Consider the following 21,476-nt stretch of genomic DNA (forward strand, 5'->3'; position numbering starts at 1 on the left):
ATCCTCCCTCTGATTTATTTACTTAAAGACTTCGCCAGCGATTACCATCTTCTGTACTTCGGAAGTACCTTCATAGATTTCAGTAATCTTAGCGTCTCTCATCATACGTTCTACTGGATAATCCTTGGTATATCCATAACCACCGTGGAACTGTACACACTTTGTTGTTACATACATAGCAGTTTCTGCAGCATATAACTTAGCCATAGCAGCAGCAGAACTGTACTTTAAGTGCTTGTCTTTCATGTTAGCTGCCTTATAAATCAGAAGTCTAGAAGCTTCGATTCTTGTCTTCATTTCAGCCATTTCGAACTGAAGTGCCTGCATCTTGGAAAGGCTCTTTCCAAACTGCTTTCTAGCCTTCATATATTCAACAGTTACATCAAATGCTCCCTGTGCAATACCAAGAGCCTGGGAAGCGATACCAATACGTCCGCCATCCAGAGTAGCCATTGCAATTTTGAAACCGTCACCAATTTCACCAAGTAAGTTTTCCTTTGGAACGATGCAATCTTCAAAGATTAATTCTGTTGTAGAAGAAGCACAGATACCCATCTTGTCTTCTGTTTTACCGATAGAGAATCCTTTGAATCCTTTTTCTACGATAAATGCAGAAATACCGCCTCTAGTTCCCTTAGACTTATCAGTCATAGCCATTACGATAAATGTATCAGCAAATCCACCATTTGTAATGAATACTTTACTTCCGTTTAATAACCAGTGGTCGCCCATGTCAACCGCTTTTGTCTGCTGTCCAGCAGCGTCAGTACCAGCGTTTGGTTCAGTTAAACCAAATGCACCAAGAGTTTCACCCTTAGAAAGAGGTACTAAATACTTTTGTTTTTGTTCTTCTGTACCATAGTTCCAGATTGGCCATCCGCAAAGAGAAGTGTGAGCGGAGCAAACAACGCCTGTAGAAGCGCACACTCTAGAAAGCTCTTCAACTGTGATTGCATAAGCGATGTGATCACTTCCTGCACCACCGTATTCTTTCGGGAATGGTACTCCCAGCATGCCGTAGTCAGCCATCTTTTTTACTGTTTCTACAGGGAATCTATGCTCTGCATCGATTTCAGCAGCGAGTGGTTCCACTTCATTAACAGCAAACTCTCTTACCATTTTTCTTACAAACTCTTGTTCTTTCGTTAATTGAAAGTTCATGTCTATGCCTCCTTATTATTATTTAACAGGTCCACCTTTTTGCAGGTTTATATGCTGTTTCATCTATTTGTTACATAATTAACAGCGTACAATACTAGTAAACTACATTTCTCATCAATTTGCAACTCTTTGTTGTATTTTTGTCAATATTTTTATAAAAATCTTTTGCTACTTTTGATAAAATGCCGTCGATATTTGCCTAAAACTCCATTTCTTTCCGTAGAAAAGCAAGCACTCTCTTCTCAATACGAGAAACTTGAACCTGTGAAATTCCAAGCCTTGTTGCAATTTGCTGTTGTGTCATATCTTTAAAATAACGTAATATTACAACCTGCCGTTCCTGCTCGGCCAAATGACAAATTATACCTTTTAATTGGATCATATTCACTTGTTTTTCTTCTACATCGCGATAATTATCCGAACATTCTTGCTGGCAACGGTCCGGATCATCCAGACTTTCTAATTTTGTCATCGCATCCATAGCTTCCATAAGTGAAAGAATTTGTTCCGTGTCCATCTCCATTTTTTCTGCCAATTCGCTTACCTTGGGGTATCGGCCGCTTTTTTGGCAAAATTCTTCTTGAATTCTTTTCATGCGCTTAATATCAAGCTTTACTTGTCGTCCTATTTTAATCCGACCATCATCACGCAAGTAACGTTTGATTTCACCCAGTATCATAGGGACTGCATACGTGGAAAACATGACACCATAACTCGCATCAAAGCGATCCACAGCCTTCAGCAGACCAATGTATCCCAGCTGGAGCAAATCATCCAATTCATAACCTGATCCTATAAACTTCAATGCTATGCTCTTTACAAGTCCCGTATTTTGATAAATAAGATCTTCTTTTGCATCTTCCTCACCACGTTGGGCCCGCGCAATCAATTCATATGTATCTTCTTTGCAGGAATAAGCATTCTCGGCACTCATACCAATAAGTCCAATTGTTTAATCATCGTCACCTTCGTCCCCTCTCCCGGCTTTGATGTTATTTCCAAACGGTCGGTAAAGCTCTCCATTACCGTAAAGCCCATACCGGATCGTTCTTCCCCAGCTTTCGATGTATAAAGTGGCTCCTTTGCTTTTTCAATATCTCCTATCCCAATTCCTTCATCCGAAACAATCATAACTATCTTACGATCCTCCGTACTTTTTACCTCAACGGTAACAATACCATTTTGTGCTTCGTCATATGCATGAATAATGGCATTACTAACCGCTTCTGAAATTGCCGTTTTAATTTCCGTTAATTCCTCAACCGTAGGATCTAATTGCGCTGCAAAAGCGGCTACTGCCGTACGAGAAAAGGCTTCATTTTCCGAATGGCTAGGAAATTGTATTTTAATTTCATTCTTATATTTCATCCGTCCGTCACTCCCTTCTACTCTTCATGAGACCATGTTTCACTACAAATTTTCATTGCTTGTTCTACTGTGTCACAATAGGGTGCAATGGTAAAAATGCCCGACATTTCCAATATACGCTTTGCATAATCATTACATTCTGAAACTATAACAATTCCACCCATTTCTTTCATTTTGTTATATCGACCCATAACCACACCAATACCTGCGCTATCCATAAAGCTGACACCCTGAAAAGAAAAAATGAGATTCTTTCTTTCTGAGGTGCCAATCGTCTGATCAATCTTTTCTCTGACTTCCGCTGCAGAATGATGATCGAGTTCTCCTTCTAATCGAACAATCAAGCTGTTTTTCGTTATTTCTGATGTTATTTTCATAAAAAAACCCCCTCCCTTCTAGATTATACCGCTGATTTTTCAGCTTGTCCTTAAGAGAAAAAGGGGGTTGCTTTGTATTTTTGTCGAATTAATGCGGAAAGTACAATCGAAAGTTTACATATTGTCCCGTATCTACCATAATAATGTATGCCGTATAATAGCAATCCTTCTTTTGTGAGTAAAGATTTGCTGCCTTAATACGCCCCTTCTTAAGAAAAGCTTCTACCATAGGCTTTGTCAAAGGCTTCTTTCTTTCTTCAAAGAAACGCTCTTTTTTCCAAATAACAAAATTGCAATCTCTTCCTGCTTCACAATAGTAGTTTGTTCTTCCTTCATAGATATTTTTTCCACATCGCGGACATTTACCGATGATTTCACGACCTTTTTCATCTACTTTTGATTGATATGCACTGATTAATCCTTCCACAAATGATTCAATCTCGGAAAGAAATACCTCCGCCTGTAAATCACCTTTATAAATCCATTCTAGTTTTTGTTCCCATTCTGCAGTAAGTTGTGCACTTTTTACTTTTTCCGGAACTGCCTCTACCAAGCGATACGCTTTTTCTGTCGGGATTAGATTCTTTCCTTTTCTTTCAATAAATTGTGTTTTTATTATTTTTTCAATAATTCCTGCTCTGGTAGCCGGAGTACCAAGACCTGCACCAGATACTTCTTTCTTTAAATCTTCGTCCTCTAAAGTCTTCATTGCATTTTCCATTGCAGAAAGAAGGGTATCTTCCGTATAAGGCTTTGGAGGACTTGTCTTGTTTTCCTTAGAAGTAATCTTCACGTTAGGTATACAGTCACCTTCCGATAATTGAGGAAAAATTTGATCTTCCTTTTCCGTTTTCTTCTTTTTCTTTTTTGTTCTTTCTTGTAAAGTTTCCGTTAATTGTTTATGTATTTGTTTAAACCCATTTTCTGTGATTTGTCGTCCAGATGCTTTAAATTCTTCTCCTTCTATGGATAGAACAATTTCCGTTCTAATGTACTCATGCGATAAATATACCGATTCCAGCAAACGATAAACAATTAAAAGAAAAATACTGCCCTCCTCCGGTGTCAATTTTACCTTAACTGCGGATGCTTCTATTGTTGGCAAAATTGCATGATGGTCAGTTACTTTTTTATCATTAATTAATCGTTCCAAATCTGGATTCACATTATGATATGCAGATTTGGTTTCTTCCTTCAAATAAGTAGCCTGCAAAATTCCTTTTACAATTTGCTGCATTGTTTCTTTCATATCAGAAGTTAAATAGCGGCTATCTGTTCTCGGATAAGTCACCAATTTTTTTTCATAAAGATTTTGAGTAAAGTCCAATGTTTTTTGTGCCGAAAAACCAAGTAATTTATTCGCATCTCTCTGCAGTGTCGTTAAATCATATAATGCCGGTGGATTTTCCTTCATGGGTGACTGCTTCATTGAGGTCACAAACGCATCTTTCCCATTGCATTTTTCTATAATACGCTTACTCTCATTCTCTGTTTCAACCCGATTTGTTGCAGAAAAATCCTTACAATCTGCGGTTAATATGTAATAGGGCTTTGCATCAAATTGATCAATGGCTCTTTGACGTTCTACCATAAGATTTATGGTAGGAGTCTGTACCCTTCCTACATTCAAATTGGTATAAGAAAGACAGCCAAAAAGTCTTGAAAAATTAATACCAACAAGCCAATCAGCTTGCATTCTTGCCAAAGCTGCTTGATATAAGCGATCATATTGTATCCCTGCTTTTAGTTTTGCAAATCCCTCTTTTATGGCTTTCGTTTCCATAGAACTGATCCAAAGTCTCTGGAATGGTTTCGTACATTCTGCTTGATGATAAACGAGACGAAAGATCAATTCTCCTTCTCTTCCAGCATCCGTTGCACAAATAATTTCTGTTACATCCTCACGATCCATTAAATTTTTAATAATGGCAAATTGACTTCTGGTGCCTTCTGTTACTTTATACTGCCATTTTTTCGGAATAATCGGCAAATCAAAGATATTCCATTTCTGATATGCTGCATTATACGCTTCCGGCATTACGGTTTCAACCAAATGCCCAACACACCACGAAACCAAATAATCTCCTCCTGAAAAAAAACCATTTTCCTTCTTAGAGGCCCCAATGACTCCTGCAATTTCTTTTGCCACGCTGGGCTTTTCCGCGATTACAAGCTTCAATAATCTTTGCTCCTTTTCTTTCAGCGATCTACTCTTCTCCGTAAATCATGACCGTTTCTTTACTCTCCAATGCTGCCTTGATTAATTGTTCCACATCCAAATGGCTTTCTGATTCCAAAATTTTATCCAGCTTTGGTTTTGTCGCAGGATGCTTTGGCAAAAATACCGTACAGCAATCCTCATATGGCAAAATTGAAGTTTCATAGGTACCAATCTGCTTGGCAATATCCATAATATCTACTTTATCCATAGCAATTAAAGGACGCATTACCGGCATCTGAACGGATGCATCCGTCACAACCAGAGCTTCAGCAGTCTGACTTGCAACTTGACCAATGTTTTCTCCCGTTATTAACATTAAACATCCGGTTTCCTTTGCAACATCCTCAGCCAAACGCATCATAAAACGTCGTACTAAAATTGTAATTTCTTCTTCCGGACAGTGTTGTACGATTTCTTCCTGAATTGGTAATAAATTGATACTATGAATTCGAATTCTTCCACAGTATCCGGCCACAATGCGAGCTAAATCTTGAACCTTATCCCATGCCCTTTCACTGGTATATGGATAAGAATGAAAATGTATAGCTTCAATCATCATACCTCTCTTAGCCATCATAAATGCAGCCACCGGACTATCGATTCCGCCGGAAAGCAATACTAATCCCTTTCCATTGGTTCCCAGAGGGAGACCTCCGAAACCGGAAACCTTTTGTTCAAAGACGTATGCCTTTTCTCTTCTTACCGAAACAAATAATTTACAATCTGGATTGTGAACATCTACCTTTAAAACCTTGCACCCAATTAAAATCTTTGCTCCAATAATTCGACCGATTTGCGGAGATTCTATTGGGAAAGCCTTATTTGCTCTTTTTGCATCCACCTTAAATGTTTGAACTCCCTTTTCTTCGATGAGTCCAAGCATATAAGAAACAGCAGCCTGTCCAATCTTATCTAAGACTTCTTCTGCATCTCCCTCAGAAATATCAATTTCGACAGCAGGACTAATCGAAGCCACACCAAACACTCTGGATATTTCTCTTGTAACAATATCTTTGTTTAAATCAATCGGAGTCTTTACAAAGATAAGGCCTTCCTCTCTCCGTACTTCGATGTTCTGAAATTTTTTCATTACTTTTCGAATTCGATCAACCAACATTCGTTCAAAGTAAGGTTTGTTCATTCCCTTTAACGCAACTTCTCCACAGCGTACAATATACGTATTTCTTTCTTCTGACATGACTCCTCCTATTATCTTCGGTTTCTTCCAAGTGCACCACGTAGCTTGCGCATCGTTTCCACCGCTTTTTTTATTTCTTCCAATACATAGTCCATTTGTTCAATTGTATTATCTTCGCTAAAACTAAATCGAACAGCACCTTCCATTGCCTCATCTGACAAACCCACTGCCCTTAAAACATGACTGCCCTTCTTTTTTGAAGAACAAGCGGATCCGGTTGAAACATAAATTTCCTTTTGCTCTAACGAATGCAATAGTACTTCAGCCCGACATCCCAAAAAACTAATATTTAAAATATACGGACTACAGCCATCACCTTCGGGGCTATTAATTCGAATGTTTGGTATTGCCTCTTTGATTCCCTCAAGTAAATGATTTCGAATTTGCATTACATGAGTTCTTTTCCTTTCGAAATCATCAAGCGATATCTGTGATGCACTACCAAGACCGACAATCGCAGGCACATTTTCTGTACCTGAACGAAAACCCTTCTCTTGTCCACCTCCATAAACAAACGGCGGAATGTGTATCTCGCGATTTACATACAACGCACCAATTCCTTTCGGCCCATGAATCTTATGACCGCTTAAAGAAAGTAAATCAATAAAGCTACTGTCTAAATTTAGTCTTTCTTTACCAAAGGATTGAACAGCATCTGTATGAAATAAGGTGTTTTCTCGTTTCAAAGTACCAATTTCGGAAATTGGCTGTATTGTTCCCAACTCATTATTTACATGCATAATGGTAACCAAAATGGTTTCCTCATTCATTTCATCTGCCAATTGTTCTAGATTGAGTTTTCCATTTTGATCAACACCAATATAAACAACATGAAATCCTTCTTTTTGCTCTAAATAACGACACGCCTCTAAAACAGCCGGATGCTCAATTTTTGAGGTGATTATCTTTTTCCCTTTTCGTTTTCTAGCCTGAGCTGCACCAAAGATTGCCGTATTATCACTTTCAGTTCCGCCAGAAGTAAAATAAATCTCTTCTTCTTTTACATGCAAAACATTTGCAACAGCTTTTCTTGCAGCTTTCATTTCTTTTTCTGCCGCAATACCCAGGCGATGCAGAGACGATGGATTTCCAAAACAATTTTTCATACAGTCTGCCATGGTTTCGGTTACTTTATCATATGGCTTTGTTGTAGCACTGTTATCTAAATATACAAACATTTCTATACCTTTCACTTCGGATTTTTCTATTTATTATACCCCGTTTTTTATTGAAACTGCAAGTGAGATGAAAAATTGACATTGCATTTTATTTCAATTAAAATGAAGGTAGAATTTAGAAACGTCAATCAAGCTGAAAAAGGTATGCGATAAAAGGGTCGCAGAATTCGTTTTTTCAATTGACGGTGAGAGGAATACCATGATTGAAAAAAGCAGTTTTAGGGAAATGAATGAAGGCATTTTGCTCGATTTAATTCTTAATGCCACGAATGAAGCGATTGTAGTCATAAATAAAGAAGGCATCATAGAAATGCTTAGTGACTCATACGCTGAATTTCTAAAAGTAAAAAAAGATGAAGCGATCGGAAAGCACGTGTGTGATGTAATTGAAAATACAAGATTGCACATTGTTTTAAAAACACGAAAACCTGAAATTGCACAAATGCAGCACATTAACGGGCAAAATATGATTGCTACACGTGTACCGATTATCAAAGATGGTGAAGTAATCGGTGTTTTTGGGAGAGTTTTATTTAAAAACCTAAAAGAACTTCATGGGTTATATTCGAGAATCTATGAAATAGAACAAGAACTTTATCTATACAAAAATAAATTTGGTAAAATCAATGCTGCCAAATACACCGTTAATGATTTAATCGGAAACGGTGAGACAATGACTGCCCTAAAAGAAACAATTATTAAAATTGCAAAAAATAATTCCAATGTTTTAATTTTTGGAGAAAGTGGAACCGGAAAAGAACTCTTTGCTCATGCCATTCATAATGCAAGCAAACGAAGTCAACAACCATTAATTTGTCTTAATTGCGCTTCGATTCCTGAGAATCTTTTAGAGTCCGAACTCTTTGGATATGAAGAAGGATCCTTTACCGGCGCAAAAAAAGGCGGACGTTCCGGTCTCTTTCAGGCTGCACATAGAGGAACTTTATTTTTAGATGAAATCGGTGACCTTCCAATGCAGATGCAAGTTAAACTGCTTCGTGTTCTTCAGGATAAAGAAATTCAAAAAATCGGCTCTCACGTAAAAGAAAAGATTGATGTACGCATCCTTGCCGCAACAAATAAAAATCTCTATGAAATGATTGAACAAGAACAATTCCGATCCGATTTATTTTATCGATTGAATGTTATAAGCATAACTATCCCACCATTACGTGAACGAAGAGAAGATATCCCTCTTTTAGTCAATGCTTTAATTGAAAAACTTTCACAAAAAGAAGGGGTCCTAGTACAAGGTATTTCCAGTCGTGCGATGGAATACTTAAAACGTTATGACTGGCCGGGTAATGTTCGTGAGCTTGAAAATATATTAGAACGTGCCATTAACTTTATTGATGATGATCTTATAATAAAAACAAAACATCTTCATAATAAATTAACAGGAATTCCATGTGATGAAATCAGTAAAACGCTCAAAAGTATTTTAGAAGAAACAGAACGCTTGACCATTGTGAATGCCATGATGCAAAACAATGGTAAAAAAGCAGTTGTTGCAAAAAAACTCGGAATTAGTCGCACCAGTCTCTATGAAAAATTAGAAAAGTATAATATTAATTTTGAATAATAAAATATTGTATATTTAAAAATTATCCGGAATTCCGTACGCTGTTTTGTTGATTATGTACGGAATTCCTTACACCTATCCTTCCATATTTTTCAATTTGTACGGAAATGTTTACAAAATAACAACTGTTTTCACAGATCCCCTATTAAATAATAATTTCTTAGAATTATAAAAAAGTCAAACCCTTTGCAATTACTGGGTTTGGCTTTTTTACGTTAAATATGGCATGTTCTTTGCAGTAGTATAATTGCGTAAGGCCTTACACAGTTTTCTTATTATGAGTAAAGAAAAAAAGGAGTGTATGTGATATGTTAAACAAAAAAGTAGCTATTGTTACAGGTGCTGCAAGTGGAATTGGATTTTCTGTAGCAGAAATGTTATCCCAATCTGGAGTTAGTGTTGTCATGGCAGATGTCAACGAGGAAAAGCTAAAGGAGTCGGCTGATAAATTTAACCAACTCTATTATGCCGCCGATCTTAGTAAACGAGAATCCTGCAAAGCATTGGTTGATTTTACCCTGGAAAAATATGGGAAAGTTGATATTTTAGTCAATGTTGCAGGTATTCAAACCGTTTCTCCAATTGAAGAATTCCCGGAAGACAAATGGGATTTTATGATTTCACTTATGCTAACAGCGCCATTCTTACTAACAAAGTATGTATGGCCATCTATGAAAGAGCAGAATTGGGGTCGTATCATTAATTTGAATTCAATTCACGGTTTGGTTGCTTCCGAATTCAAGTCGGCTTACGTCTCTGCAAAGCATGGCTTGACCGGTTTGACAAAAACAGCTGCTTTAGAAGGCGGTGCTTGTGGAATTACTGTTAACTCCATTTGTCCGGCTTATGTGCGTACCCCTTTAGTTGACAACCAAATTGCTGCGCAAGCAGAAAATCATGGAATTTCAAAAGAAGAAGTTGTCAGCAAAATTATGCTTCAAAAAGCAGCAGTCAAAACACTTCTTGAACCATCAACGGTTGCAGAAGTTGTAAAATTCCTCTGCTCTGATGCAGGAAACAATATTACTGGCTCCGCATTAACCATCGATGGTGGTTGGACAGCTGGTTGATTCCCCCTGCAATGAAACAAATTCACCAAAGTTAAAACAAATTTCATTGAGTTATTTAAGGAGGCGTATGTATGATAGGTGTTATTGGTATTATTATTTCTCTTTTCTTATTAATGTACCTCGCATATAGAGGTTGGTCTGTAATCTTAATTGCCCCTGTATTAGCGTGCTTAGCTGCTTCATTTGCTTTATTTGATGGCGGAAGTTTCCATCTTTTAGCTACGTATACAGAAAAATTTATGCCGGCTTTAGCAGGCTATATTAAAGCATATTTCCCTATGTTCTTACTTGGTGCTGTATTTGGCAAAGTAATGGACGTTTCCGGTTCTGCTAACGCAATCGCAGAATTCATTACAACAAAAATTGGAAAAGGAAAAGAAATCTGGGCAGTCGTTTTATCTTGCGCAGTTATTACTTACGGTGGTGTTTCCCTATTTGTTGCTGCATTTGCAATCTATCCAATCGGTGCTGCGTTATTCAGAGAAGCTGATATTCCAAAAAGAATTCTTCCTCCTGCTATTGCGCTCGGTGCCTTCACCTTTACAATGACAGCAATCCCAGGAACACCTCAAATCCAAAATGCAATTCCAATGTCTTACTTTGGAACAGATGCATTTGCTGCACCTATACTAGGTATTGTTGCTGCTTGCATTATGCTTTTCGGCGGTATGTTCTGGTTAACTCGTGTTGAGAAAAAAGCGAAGGCTGCCGGCGAAGGTTATGGAGATCATAAAAATGAAAATCTTCAGGTAATGGATGCTGCACATTTACCTTCCTTTACAACTTCTATCCTTCCAATTGTAGTTGTTATTGTAGCAAATTTTGTTTTCTCCAAGTGGGTATTACCTAGTATGGATTCTACTTATCTTGAAACAGACTATGCAACTACTTTTAAAGCCGTATCTGGAACTTGGAGTTTGATTCTGGCTTTAGTTTTAGGCATTGCTCTTGTTATTGTATTTAACTATAAACGTTTTGATAAAGGTGTTGTTGAGTGTCTAAAAGACGGTGTTCAAGGTTCTTTCTTAGCCGTTATGAATACCGCTTCTGAGGTAGGTTACGGTAACGTAATTAAAACGTTAGCCGGATTCAGCTTAGTTGCTGCCGGTATGTTAAGTATTTCAGATAATCCATTGGTTGGCGAAGCTATTTCTTCCTCCGTACTTGCCGGTATTACTGGATCTGCTTCCGGTGGTTTAAGTATCGCTTTGGCAACATTCTCAGAACAGTTTATTGAAAAAGCATCTGCAATTGGTATCAGTCCGGAAGTTCTTCACCGTGTCGCTTCCGTTGCATGCGGCGGACTTGATACACTTCCTCATAATGGTGCAGTAATTACACTATTAAACGTAACTGGTATGACTCACAAAGAATGCTATGCAAACATTGGTATGTGTACTGTAGTTATTCCTGCAATCTCCTGTGTTGCTATTATCATTCTTGGCTCTATGGGTATTGTTTAAAAGAAAAGAGGTATTTTCATGAAACAAAAGATCACAACTGCTTCCCAAGCCGTTGATGCCATTCAAGATGGTGCCGTCATTATGATAGGCGGTTTTCTCGGAACGGGAACACCAGAAAATTTAATTGATGCCTTGGTAAAAAAAGGTGTGAAAAATTTGACCATAATCGGGAACGACGGCGGTCTCCCCGGACGTGGAATCTGCAAGCTGCTTGAAGCAAATATGGTAAAAAAATTAATTGCTTCTCACGTTGGAATGACGAAGATCGTTGCAGAACAAAAAAATGCGGGAACGCTTGAATTAGAATTAGTGCCGCAAGGTTCTCTTGCAGAAAAAATACGTGCAGGCGGATTTGGTCTTGGAGGAATATTAACTCCGACCGGAGTTGGTACCATGGTTGCAGATGGTAAAGAAACGTTAACCGTAAATGGCGTTGACTATCTATTGGAACTTCCATTGAAAGCAGATTTTGCATTAATTCGTGCATTTAAATGCGACGAATTTGGAAATAGTATTTATACAAAGACAACAAGGAACTTTAATCCTTTGATGGCATCTGCAGCAGAGCACGTCATTATAGGAACTGAGGAAATTGTAAAGACTGGTGACATTGATCCTGACGATGTGGTGACACCTGGAATCTTTGTTGATTACATTGTAGGAGGTGAAAAACCATGGCAGATATAAAAGAACGCATTGCAAAAAGAGTTGCTAAAGAAATTAAAGATGGCTATGTTCTTAACTTAGGAATCGGACTTCCAACGCTAGTTGCAAACTATCTTCCAGAAGGTGTTGATGTAACGGTACACTCCGAAAATGGATTTCTTGGTCTTGGTCCTGCACCGGATGCTGGAGAAGAGGATACTTATTTAGTTAATGCCGGAGGACAATATGTTACAATTTTACCGGGTGGCATGTTTTTCGATAGTGCAACATCCTTTGGTATCATTCGAGGCAAGCACGTAGATGCTTCTATTCTTGGTGCTTTAGAAGTTGATGAAAAAGGCAATCTTGCAAACTGGATTGTTCCCGGAAAAATGGTGCCAGGCATGGGCGGTGCAATGGATCTTGTAGTTGGTGCAAAAAGAGTAATTATTGCGATGACACATACCGCAAAAGGATCTCCTAAAATACTCAAAAAATGTACCTTACCATTAACTGCAGTTGGTGTTGTTAACGAAATCGTAACTGAAATGGGTGTAATAGAAGTTACATCAGAAGGACTTGTATTAACCGAACTTCACCCTGATTATACCATTGAGCAGGTTCAAGCAGCAACAGAAGCAGAATTAATCATCAGCCCAAATCTAAAAGCAATGGAAGATTAGTGAAGATCGATCAAGGAGGAAAACATGCGAGAAATTAAAAATATTATGATTGCAGGTGCCGGAACCATGGGGTCTTCTATGGGAGAAACCTTTGCAAAATATGGATATGATGTCGTTCTTTACGACATCTTCCCACAAGCATTAGAAAAAGCAAAGAATTTGATTGCTTTAAATCAACAAACAGAAGTTTCCGAAGGAATTGTAACACAAGAAGAATCCGACAAGCTTTTATCCAGAATCCAATATTCATCGGATGTCAATTGTTTCAGTAATGCTGACTTTGTTGTTGAAGCAATCCTTGAAAAACTGGATATAAAACATAAATTCTGGGAAGAAGTCTCTTCAATTGTTCCAGAGGATGCTGTTCTATGTAGCAATACCTCTGGCCTAAGCATTACAAAAATTGCTGAGGTAGTAAAAAATCCTGAAAGATTTGCTGGTATGCACTGGATCAATCCTCCACATATCATTCCACTGATTGAAGTTATTAAAGGTGAAAAAACAACGGAAGAAAATGCGAAGGTTGTTTATGACCTAGCAATTAAAGTTGAAAAGAAACCGGTAATCGTAAAAGACGCTCCTGGATTTGTATTAAATCGAATTCAATTTGCTATTATGAGAGAATGTCTTCACATTGCAGAGCAAGGAATTGCTTCCACTGAAGGTATTGATGATGTTATGAAATATGGCCTGGGACTTCGTTATGCTTGCCTGGGACCATTCCAAGTAGCTGATTTAGGTGGTCTTGATATCTTCCATAACATTTCATCTTATCTGTTTGCAGACCTATGCAATGCAGATGATAGTTTTGGATTGCTGAAAGAATGTTTTGATAACAACCATTATGGTGTTAAAAACGGTGCAGGTTTTTATGACTACTCCGAGGGTAAAGACGAAGAAGCTATCAAATATCGCGATATGATGTTTACAAAGCTATCAAAATGCTTATATGATAAGTAATCTATAAAAAAGTTAAAGTAAACTAAACCAAAAAACCGCAAACAATCGTTTGCGGTTTTTTATAGATTCAATTAAAATACGTACCTTCCCTCACCCTCCACTTTCTGTTATATACTATAAAAATCTATCATTATTTCCTAGTATATAAAAAAAACCCACTGTGCAAGCAGTGGGCTTTATTTTCATTATTAATCAATTATTTCGCGTAATCAATTGCTCTGGTTTCCCTAATAACATTTACTTTGATTTGTCCAGGGTATTCCAATTCACTTTCAATCTTTTTACTAATTTCTCTAGCTAAGAACACAATCGAATCATCTGACATCTCATCCGGCTTTGCAATAATACGAATCTCACGTCCAGCTTGAATCGCAAAGGATTTGTCTACACCAGGTGTGGTGTTCGCAATCTCCTCTAATTTTTGCAATCGTTTGATGTATGTATCGAGTGTTTCTCTTCTTGCACCTGGTCTTGCAGCAGAAAGCGCATCCGCTGCTGCAATCAAGATGGCTTCCATACTCTTAGGTTCATAGTCCCCATGATGTGCAGCCATACCATTAATAACAGCTTCAGATTCTTTATACTTCTTCAACAAATCGATACCGATATCTACATGCGTTCCTTCTACTTCATGATCAACCGCTTTACCGATGTCGTGAAGTAATCCAGCACGCTTTGCTAATTTCACATCCATTCCAAGTTCACCAGCCATCAATCCAGCTAAGTGTGCAACTTCAATCGAATGCTTCAATACATTTTGTCCATAACTTGTGCGATATTTTAAGCGGCCTAAAAGCTTAATCAATTCCGGATGCAAATTGTGAATTCCAACTGCAAAGGTTGCGGCTTCGCCTTCTTCCTTTATAATATTATTGACTTCACGTTCTGCTTTCTCAACCATTTCCTCAATTCTTGCAGGATGTATGCGGCCATCTACAATCAGTTTTTCTAAAGACAAACGAGCGATTTCACGTCTGACAGGATCAAAACCGGAAAGGATGACTGCTTCCGGAGTATCATCGATAATTAAATCAATTCCGGTAAGAGTTTCAATGGCACGAATATTTCGACCTTCTCTACCGATAATTCTTCCTTTCATTTCATCATTTGGAAGTGGTACAACAGAAACTGTTGTTTCTGCCACATGATCTGCAGCACATCTTTGGATGGCTCCAGTAATGACTTCCTTGGCTCTCTTTTCGCCTTCTTCCTTAGCCTTAGACTCGATGTCTTTAATTAAAAGAGATGCCTCATAACGAACTTCCTTTTCAACATTAGATAATAGCAATTGCTTTGCTTCATCCACTGTATAACCAGAAATTCGCTCTAATTCTTCAATCTGCTTAGTAATAAAGCTGTCCAATTCATGTTCTTTGTCTATTAATATTTGCTCTTTGCGTGTAATGCTTTCTTCTTTTTTCTCAATATTTTCGACCTTGCGATCGATGGATTCTTCTTTTTGAATTAGTCTTTTTTCGGATCTTTGGATCTCTGCTCTTCTCTCTCGAACCTCACGCTCCACTTCGCTTCTCATACGATGAGCTTCTTCTTTTGCTTCCAACGCAATTTCCTTTTTAATGGTTTCAGATTTGTTTTCCGCATCGAGGATCATATTCCTTGCTTTTTGTTCGGCACTGCCAATGGCTCGCTCACCAACATTTTTTCTGAATATATATCCAACTAAAAGTCCGAAAGCTAAGGCGAGTATTCCAATTATCACAACAATAATTGGGTTAATAATCATGCACCTCATCTTTCCGCGCATTACTTTTCATTTAAAAACACACTGCGCCAATGCATTTTTTTTCATTACTTATTTTACTAAATATTCCGCATTACATAATTAAATATTGATATAATCACACTATATATATTATAATGTTTTGTATACGAATGTCAAGAAAATGTCAAGAAAACGAGGGTTTTAATCCATGAACTATTTTATAAATCTACTTAAAAATATTGATAAGACACTGCTGATTATTCCGTTCTTTTTTGCAGCAATCAGCGTTACAATGATAGGAAGCACTGCTTATGCAGACCACTTTATCTTTAGCAGAGATATGCAAATACAATTAATTGCCTATCTGCTTGGTATCTTTGCAATTGGAGTTATACTATTTTTTGACTATAGCATATTTAAAAAATTCGAAAAAATATTCTATATTGCTTCCATTGTGCTATTACTTTGTGTATATATTCCCGGGCTGGGAAGTTCTCAAAAAGGAGCTAGAGGATGGCTTGACTTTGGGCCTATCAATGTACAGCCTGCCGAACTTGTAAAAATAAGTTTCATTCTTATGTTTGCACATTTTTTGTGTCGCCATAAAGAAGAATTATTTTCATTTAAAGGACTGGTTCGGTGTGGAATGTATGCAGCTCCCTTCTTATTCCTTATTTTGATACAGCCTGATCTTGGAAATGTATTGGTTTTTTGTGTGATTGCAGCAATTATGATCTTTTCTGCCGGAGTCGAGGGGAAACTCTATGCAAAAGTATTAGGCGGCGTTGCTGCTTCCATGCCGATTGCTTATTTCCTTATGAAGGAACATCAAAAAATCAGAATTGATGCATTTTTAAATCCATCAGATTTATCACTTCCGGGAAATTATCAAGTATGGCAATCAAAAATTGCCATTGGTTCTGGTGGTTTTTTAGGAAAAGGATTGTTTCAAGGAACACAAAAGGAATTAAAATTTTTACCCGTCCAAAAATCAGATTTTATCTTTTCAGTAATCGTTGAAGAACTTGGAATGCTTGGAGGAGGTTTTGTAATTGCACTTTATACGTTGTTCCTTTATCGTATTATGCGAATTATTGACAATGCCAAGGATTTATATGGCGCCCTTATTGTAACCGGAATTTTTGCAATGTTTACCTTTCAAATCTTTGAAAACATCGGAATGACAATGGGGCTTATGCCGGTTACAGGTATTACACTTCCTTTTATCAGCTATGGAGGCAGCTCTATTGTAACTAACATGGTTGCGCTTGGACTCGTTCTAAATGTTGGAATGCGAAGTAAACTGATTAATTTTTAACATAATTCCCTTAATTAATTTTAAGGAATCCTTGTTTAAACCATTACGTAAAAAAACGCCAACCATAAAGTGGTTGGCGTTTCAGACTGTAGACAAGGATATCTCTATCTTTGCCTACAGTTTTTTTTACATAATGTAATACATTTTATTGTATTTATGGTAAAATATATGTATAAATACATGGAGGTATTTGCTTTATGATGGGTAAGAAAGATTTATTAGGTCGTGATCAATTTCAAATGGTAACCTTGAATTCTCTTGTTCCACAAGATCATATTATTCGTAAGATAGATACTGCGATTAATCTCTCTTTCATTTATGACCTTGTAAAAGATTTGTATTCTGATGTGGGAAAAGAAAGCATCGACCCTGTCGTCTTAATTAAAATTACCCTCATTCAATATACCTTTGGTATTCGATCCATGAGGCAGACCATTAAAGAAATTCAAACGAATGTAGCTTATCGATGGTATCTTGGTTATAGTTTAGAGGAAGAAATTCCTCACTTTTCTACCTTTGGTAAAAACTACTCTCGTCGGTTTCAAAATACTGACTTATTCGAACAAATCTTTCAAAGAGTCATTGCTGAAATTATGGAATATGAATTCATTAATTCAGAAAGCATTTTCATTGACGGTACACATATTAAAGCAAGTGCAAATAACCATAACAGTGAAAAAGAAACCGTTTTGGAATCCGTTAAATACTATGAAAAAGAACTAATGAAAGAAATTAACGAAGATCGCATTGAACGAGGAAAACAAGCTTGTAAAAAAAAACGGAAGCCAAAGAAAAGACAAAAGTAATCAAGAAAAGTACCGTAGATCCGGATTGCGGTGTATTTCATAAAGGAAAGCATAAGGTAGTATTTGCTTATGCTGCAAATGTAGCTTGCGATCGAAACAATTACATACTTGCTTTTCATACAAATCCAGGAAATGTACATGACTCAGTTGCATTCCCAAAGATTTATGAAAAAGTAAAAAGATATAAAGGTGTAAAAAATATTGTAATGGATTCCGGATATAAAACACCTGCAATTGCTAGAGAAATACTCAAAGATAAACGAATTCCTATCCTACCATACAAACGACCTATGACAAAAAATGGTTATTTTAAAAAACACGAATATGCTTATGATGAATACTATGATTGCTTTGTATGCCCAGAAAACCAAGTGTTAAACTATACTACAACAAATAGAGAAGGGTATCGGGAATATAAGAGTAAAGGAGAAATTTGCAAGAGTTGCCCTTCCTTATCAGAATGCACAGCAAGTAAGGACCATGTAAAAGTAGTCACACGTCATATATGGGAAAACTACATAGAGCAATGTGAGGACATTCGTCATACTCCAAAGTATCGAGATCTTTACAAACTACGGAGTCAAACCATTGAGCGAGTCTTTGCAGATGCAAAAGAAAAACATAATATGCGTTATACACAATATCGAGGGATTCAGAAGATAGAAATGGAACTGAATCTTCTTTTTGCGTCCATGAATCTAAAAAAACTAGCAACATGGATTCATAAATCTGAAAGAAGGAATCAAATGGCATAGAGATATCCTTTTATTTTTTCTTTTTTTAAAAGCTTTATAGAAAAAATAGAAAATACCTTGCAGAAATTATAAGAATATAAATTTAGCAAGGTATTTTGTCTACAGTCTGAAACGCCAACCATAAAGTGGTTGGCGTTTTTATGTATTTAGTACTATAAAATGCTCTTCATTAAATCCTTATGCGGTGAAGAAATCACACTATAACTTGTAATCTCTCCCGTTTCTTTTAATTCATTCAAGCAAGAATTGACAGCAGAATTTACTGAAGATATCTCACCTGTAAATATCAGAAAACCTTTTCCGCCAAGACCTCTTGCTATTCTGACTTCGATTAACTGAACATTGGAAGCTTTTGCCGCAATATCTCCAGCTTTCACAGCCGTTAATGCGGATATCGTCTCAATAATACCAAGTGCGGAAATAGTTGCTACTTCCGAAGTTCCTAAAATTGCAGCAGGCAATGATTCACTTACATTATTTATAATATGATTACCCACTAAAAAGATATCTGCTTTAAGAATCCCTGCATTCATCGAACTTTTTACAGCACCAACATTACCGGATATGATAATTACATACTTTCCAGGACAAATCGGTGTAGCCAACAGCAAATCAACATGCGCAGCCTTAAGCATTTCGTCAGCCGTTTCTATACCTACGGGAATGCTTTTTAATTCCAATAATCCTAATGATTGTCCCATGGGCCACCTCTACTTTCATAATATTTAAACGAATACGATTGTAATGACAAATAATAAAATCATAATTGTTGTTGCAGGAGGGTCAATGTGTGTATCACAATGACTATTAAAGGTTTTTGCAATAAAATCACCAATAACAGAGCCTAGAATTCCAAAAATAATTCCCATAACCGGATTTCCGGACCATACGGCAGCACAAGCTGCAGGATATGCAATATGATGAGTTGCAGGACATGCAAAGCCTGTCTGAGTAAAGATTAAAGAGGTTGCTGCAATACCAAAGCAAACAACCGGAAAGGCACCCATAACAGTTTCATCGACACCTGTATTAACCATTTGCTGTGCAATAAAAGAAATCGTTACTCCAATTCCCAATCCAAGTACAACATTACAGAAAAAACCTTTTCCTCCAGTATAAAACTCTCTTTTTCCTTCTCCCTCATATTTTCCTATAATTCCGCTTGTTCCAAACATCAAACGTGTTACAACTGCAAGAATTACAACGGTAGTTCCCGGTAAATCCGATGGAAAATTGACTGCTGCCAAAAGTTGAAAAATAATCATACCTATCAGACCAAAGATACCACCTACAATCAAAGTCATAGGATCCCCGGTTCCATATAAAGAAGACAGGATATCGGTTCCACTCTTTAATTGCTTTGTTTTATATGCATAGCCCGCTGCAGCAACTCCTCCCGCAAACGCAACATGAGGTCCCAAATATGCACCAAATGCTACATATCCAACTGTTAAATCAGCTGCTCCAGCCAATGTAGCAGTTCCTCCTGCTATCGCAATTATACCTGTTAAAATAAATGCCGGAAGTGCACCGATATATGCACCAATTACTCCTCCGCCAAAAGCTGCTATAACCAGTAACCATTGTAAATTATCCATAAGCTGTTCCTTCCTTCTCTCAAATTTATTTCACTACATTTGAATTCTAATATTTTCGGATGTTACCGATATAACCGTACCGGAAATACTAGCATGGATATTACTTCCTAACTTTCCTTCAGAAATCTTTGCAATTAAATCACCTTTATTTACGGTGTCGCCTTCCTTTATAACTGGATCAGATGTAGCACCAACATGCTGTCTTAAAGGAAGTGTTACCTTGTTAAAAGTCTTTTCTGAAACAATCATAGGTGCAGGCTTATCATATTTGGTTAGCCCTAGTTTCGAAATCAGTTTATTTACAGGATATTTTTTATACTCTCGAAACATTGCTGCTTTATCAGGCTGTAAATTCAGATTATTTCGTATACCTTGATTTAATAATTCATTCTTGAGAATTGCATTCATTTTCCAAGGTTGCAAATTTTGTATGCAAGCATATTCACATAAACGACATCCACAACACAAAAAAGCATTTATCGCATTTGTGTTTGAGTCACATACGTTTCCGTAACTCGGAATTCGTATCAATTTATGCGGTTCAATTCTATGGCCCAACAAACCTCTCGGACATACTTCTGTACAAAGACTACAATGCATACAAGCGGTTTTGGCTTCTCTCATCATACTAGAAACATCCTTTGTTAAACTGGTTATCAAAGAATGGTTTTCAGGCAATACAATCAATCCTTTTACCGTCTTTGTAATCACATCCTCGGTAGAAATTAATTTCCCCATCATCGGACCGCCATTAATGACCTTATAGTCATTTACTGTTGCTCCTCCAGCTAAATCAATTGCTTCTTTTACCGTAATTCCCAACGGTACTTTTACAGTTATTTGATTTGATACCTCACCGGTAACCGTTAAATATTTCTCTGTTACAGGCATTTTATCTATGTATGCTTTATAAACATTAAGAGCAGTCTCAACATTTAATACGATTACACCAACGTTTAATGGCAATCCACCTTCAGGTACAATTCTTTTTGTCACTTCATATACAATGACTTGCTCGTCACCGGCAGGATAGAAGTTATCCAAAAAATGAAGTTTGCATTTTGGATAATTATTTATATGTTTATAGAAAGCCTCTTCCGCATCATGATATTTTCTTTTCAATGCAATGTAACCAGCTCTTGCTCCAACATGATCGACAATCAGCTGCAATGCTTGCAGAATCTTGTTTGCTTCATAAGCCATTAACTGTTGATCCACTCTTAAAAGAGGCTCGCATTCTGCTCCGTTTATAATGACATATTCGGCTTTTGCATTGTATTTTACATGACTGGGAAATCCAGCACCTCCTGCACCTACTATACCTGCTTGTTCTACTAAAGCTGTTAAACTTTTTTCCATGCTACCACCTC

At 37.2% G+C, this 21,476-nt stretch carries 18 protein-coding genes and 1 pseudogene; 8 read left to right on the top strand and 11 right to left on the bottom strand.

The window, feature by feature from the left end; genetic code table 11:
- Window positions 1–18: 18 nt before the first annotated feature.
- The 7 genes from I2490_RS15555 to I2490_RS15585 form a co-directional block, all read right to left on the bottom strand.
- Window positions 19–1,161 (bottom strand): acyl-CoA dehydrogenase, encoded by a 1,143-nt coding sequence (locus tag I2490_RS15555; RefSeq protein WP_206460671.1) that lies wholly within the window; start codon window positions 1,159–1,161, stop codon window positions 19–21.
- Window positions 1,162–1,360: 199 nt separating this feature from the next.
- On the bottom strand, window positions 1,361–2,095 hold the full coding sequence (locus tag I2490_RS15560) for a sigma-70 family RNA polymerase sigma factor (protein WP_206460672.1): 735 nt from the start codon (window positions 2,093–2,095) through the stop codon (window positions 1,361–1,363).
- Window positions 2,092–2,529 carry an anti-sigma F factor gene (spoIIAB, locus tag I2490_RS15565; RefSeq protein ID WP_206460673.1) on the bottom strand — a complete coding sequence of 146 codons (438 nt, stop codon included), beginning with the start codon at window positions 2,527–2,529 and terminating at the stop codon, window positions 2,092–2,094. The genes I2490_RS15560 and spoIIAB overlap by 4 nt, the downstream gene beginning before the upstream one ends.
- Before the next feature lie 17 nt (window positions 2,530–2,546).
- Window positions 2,547–2,906 (bottom strand): anti-sigma F factor antagonist, encoded by a 360-nt coding sequence (gene spoIIAA / locus I2490_RS15570; protein ID WP_206460674.1) that lies wholly within the window; start codon window positions 2,904–2,906, stop codon window positions 2,547–2,549.
- An 88-nt stretch (window positions 2,907–2,994) separates the two neighbouring features.
- Entirely contained in the window at window positions 2,995–5,085 is a 2,091-nt protein-coding gene (locus tag I2490_RS15575) for a DNA topoisomerase 3 (protein ID WP_206460675.1), read from the bottom strand.
- A 28-nt stretch (window positions 5,086–5,113) separates the two neighbouring features.
- Window positions 5,114–6,325 carry a tRNA uracil 4-sulfurtransferase ThiI gene (thiI, locus tag I2490_RS15580; protein ID WP_206460676.1) on the bottom strand — a complete coding sequence of 404 codons (1,212 nt, stop codon included), beginning with the start codon at window positions 6,323–6,325 and terminating at the stop codon, window positions 5,114–5,116.
- An 11-nt stretch (window positions 6,326–6,336) separates the two neighbouring features.
- Complete coding sequence (locus I2490_RS15585) at window positions 6,337–7,503, bottom strand: cysteine desulfurase family protein (protein WP_206460677.1); 1,167 nt, start codon at window positions 7,501–7,503, stop codon at window positions 6,337–6,339.
- 199 nt (window positions 7,504–7,702) lie between these two features.
- Here I2490_RS15585 and I2490_RS15590 point away from each other — a divergent pair, with 199 nt between their 5' ends.
- From I2490_RS15590 to I2490_RS15615, 6 genes are all read left to right on the top strand, one after another.
- Window positions 7,703–9,085, top strand: a complete 1,383-nt coding sequence (locus I2490_RS15590) for a sigma-54 interaction domain-containing protein (RefSeq protein ID WP_206460678.1) — start codon at window positions 7,703–7,705, stop codon at window positions 9,083–9,085.
- A 308-nt stretch (window positions 9,086–9,393) separates the two neighbouring features.
- Window positions 9,394–10,155: a 3-hydroxybutyrate dehydrogenase gene (locus I2490_RS15595; protein ID WP_206460679.1), complete on the top strand. Its 762-nt coding sequence runs from the start codon at window positions 9,394–9,396 to the stop codon at window positions 10,153–10,155.
- Window positions 10,156–10,226: 71 nt separating this feature from the next.
- Window positions 10,227–11,618, top strand: coding sequence for a GntP family permease (locus I2490_RS15600; RefSeq protein ID WP_206460680.1), 1,392 nt, complete (start codon window positions 10,227–10,229; stop codon window positions 11,616–11,618).
- A gap of 18 nt (window positions 11,619–11,636) precedes the next feature.
- Entirely contained in the window at window positions 11,637–12,305 is a 669-nt protein-coding gene (locus I2490_RS15605) for a CoA transferase subunit A (protein WP_206460681.1), read from the top strand.
- Window positions 12,293–12,946 (top strand): 3-oxoacid CoA-transferase subunit B, encoded by a 654-nt coding sequence (locus tag I2490_RS15610; protein WP_206460682.1) that lies wholly within the window; start codon window positions 12,293–12,295, stop codon window positions 12,944–12,946. The genes I2490_RS15605 and I2490_RS15610 overlap by 13 nt, the downstream gene beginning before the upstream one ends.
- Window positions 12,947–12,970: 24 nt before the next feature.
- The gene (locus I2490_RS15615) at window positions 12,971–13,906 is read left to right on the top strand and encodes a 3-hydroxyacyl-CoA dehydrogenase family protein (RefSeq protein ID WP_206460683.1); all 936 of its coding nucleotides are present in this window, start codon (window positions 12,971–12,973) and stop codon (window positions 13,904–13,906) included.
- Window positions 13,907–14,102: 196 nt separating this feature from the next.
- On the opposite strand, the gene rny is transcribed toward I2490_RS15615, so the two are convergent.
- Window positions 14,103–15,650 carry a ribonuclease Y gene (gene rny, locus I2490_RS15620; RefSeq protein ID WP_206460684.1) on the bottom strand — a complete coding sequence of 516 codons (1,548 nt, stop codon included), beginning with the start codon at window positions 15,648–15,650 and terminating at the stop codon, window positions 14,103–14,105.
- A 187-nt stretch (window positions 15,651–15,837) separates the two neighbouring features.
- On the opposite strand from rny, the gene rodA reads away from it, so the two are divergent.
- Both rodA and I2490_RS15630 read left to right on the top strand, forming a co-directional pair.
- The gene (gene rodA, locus I2490_RS15625; protein WP_206460685.1) at window positions 15,838–16,947 is read left to right on the top strand and encodes a rod shape-determining protein RodA; all 1,110 of its coding nucleotides are present in this window, start codon (window positions 15,838–15,840) and stop codon (window positions 16,945–16,947) included.
- Window positions 16,948–17,144: 197 nt separating this feature from the next.
- Window positions 17,145–18,508, top strand: a pseudogene (locus I2490_RS15630) (IS1182 family transposase).
- A 152-nt stretch (window positions 18,509–18,660) separates the two neighbouring features.
- On the opposite strand, the gene I2490_RS15635 reads toward I2490_RS15630, so the two are convergent.
- The 3 genes from I2490_RS15635 to I2490_RS15645 are packed head-to-tail and all read right to left on the bottom strand — an operon-like array spanning window position 18,661 to window position 21,465.
- Complete coding sequence (locus I2490_RS15635) at window positions 18,661–19,209, bottom strand: BMC domain-containing protein (protein ID WP_206460686.1); 549 nt, start codon at window positions 19,207–19,209, stop codon at window positions 18,661–18,663.
- Window positions 19,210–19,233: 24 nt separating this feature from the next.
- Entirely contained in the window at window positions 19,234–20,106 is an 873-nt protein-coding gene (locus I2490_RS15640; protein ID WP_209010630.1) for a hypothetical protein, read from the bottom strand.
- Between the two features lie 33 nt (window positions 20,107–20,139).
- Window positions 20,140–21,465 (bottom strand): SLBB domain-containing protein, encoded by a 1,326-nt coding sequence (locus tag I2490_RS15645; RefSeq protein WP_206460687.1) that lies wholly within the window; start codon window positions 21,463–21,465, stop codon window positions 20,140–20,142.
- Between the last annotated feature and the right edge of the window lie 11 nt (window positions 21,466–21,476).

The organism is Anaerovorax sp. IOR16, assembly GCF_017168145.1.
GTDB lineage: Bacteria > Bacillota > Clostridia > Peptostreptococcales > Anaerovoracaceae > IOR16.

Excerpts from the sequence above, each read along its gene's own strand:
- spoIIAA (WP_206460674.1), bottom strand. The coding sequence starts at position 2,906 with ATGAAAATAACATCAGAAATAACGAAAAACAGCTTGATTGTTCGATTA.
- I2490_RS15600 (WP_206460680.1), top strand. The coding sequence starts at position 10,227 with ATGATAGGTGTTATTGGTATTATTATTTCTCTTTTCTTATTAATGTAC.
- I2490_RS15585 (WP_206460677.1), bottom strand. The coding sequence starts at position 7,503 with ATGTTTGTATATTTAGATAACAGTGCTACAACAAAGCCATATGATAAA.
- rny (WP_206460684.1), bottom strand. The coding sequence starts at position 15,650 with ATGATTATTAACCCAATTATTGTTGTGATAATTGGAATACTCGCCTTA.
- I2490_RS15605 (WP_206460681.1), top strand. The coding sequence starts at position 11,637 with ATGAAACAAAAGATCACAACTGCTTCCCAAGCCGTTGATGCCATTCAA.
- I2490_RS15560 (WP_206460672.1), bottom strand. The coding sequence starts at position 2,095 with ATGAGTGCCGAGAATGCTTATTCCTGCAAAGAAGATACATATGAATTG.
- I2490_RS15645 (WP_206460687.1), bottom strand. The coding sequence starts at position 21,465 with ATGGAAAAAAGTTTAACAGCTTTAGTAGAACAAGCAGGTATAGTAGGT.
- I2490_RS15555 (WP_206460671.1), bottom strand. The coding sequence starts at position 1,161 with ATGAACTTTCAATTAACGAAAGAACAAGAGTTTGTAAGAAAAATGGTA.
- spoIIAB (WP_206460673.1), bottom strand. The coding sequence starts at position 2,529 with ATGAAATATAAGAATGAAATTAAAATACAATTTCCTAGCCATTCGGAA.
- I2490_RS15610 (WP_206460682.1), top strand. The coding sequence starts at position 12,293 with ATGGCAGATATAAAAGAACGCATTGCAAAAAGAGTTGCTAAAGAAATT.
- thiI (WP_206460676.1), bottom strand. The coding sequence starts at position 6,325 with ATGTCAGAAGAAAGAAATACGTATATTGTACGCTGTGGAGAAGTTGCG.
- rodA (WP_206460685.1), top strand. The coding sequence starts at position 15,838 with ATGAACTATTTTATAAATCTACTTAAAAATATTGATAAGACACTGCTG.
- I2490_RS15640 (WP_209010630.1), bottom strand. The coding sequence starts at position 20,106 with ATGGATAATTTACAATGGTTACTGGTTATAGCAGCTTTTGGCGGAGGA.
- I2490_RS15635 (WP_206460686.1), bottom strand. The coding sequence starts at position 19,209 with ATGGGACAATCATTAGGATTATTGGAATTAAAAAGCATTCCCGTAGGT.
- I2490_RS15615 (WP_206460683.1), top strand. The coding sequence starts at position 12,971 with ATGCGAGAAATTAAAAATATTATGATTGCAGGTGCCGGAACCATGGGG.
- I2490_RS15595 (WP_206460679.1), top strand. The coding sequence starts at position 9,394 with ATGTTAAACAAAAAAGTAGCTATTGTTACAGGTGCTGCAAGTGGAATT.
- I2490_RS15590 (WP_206460678.1), top strand. The coding sequence starts at position 7,703 with ATGATTGAAAAAAGCAGTTTTAGGGAAATGAATGAAGGCATTTTGCTC.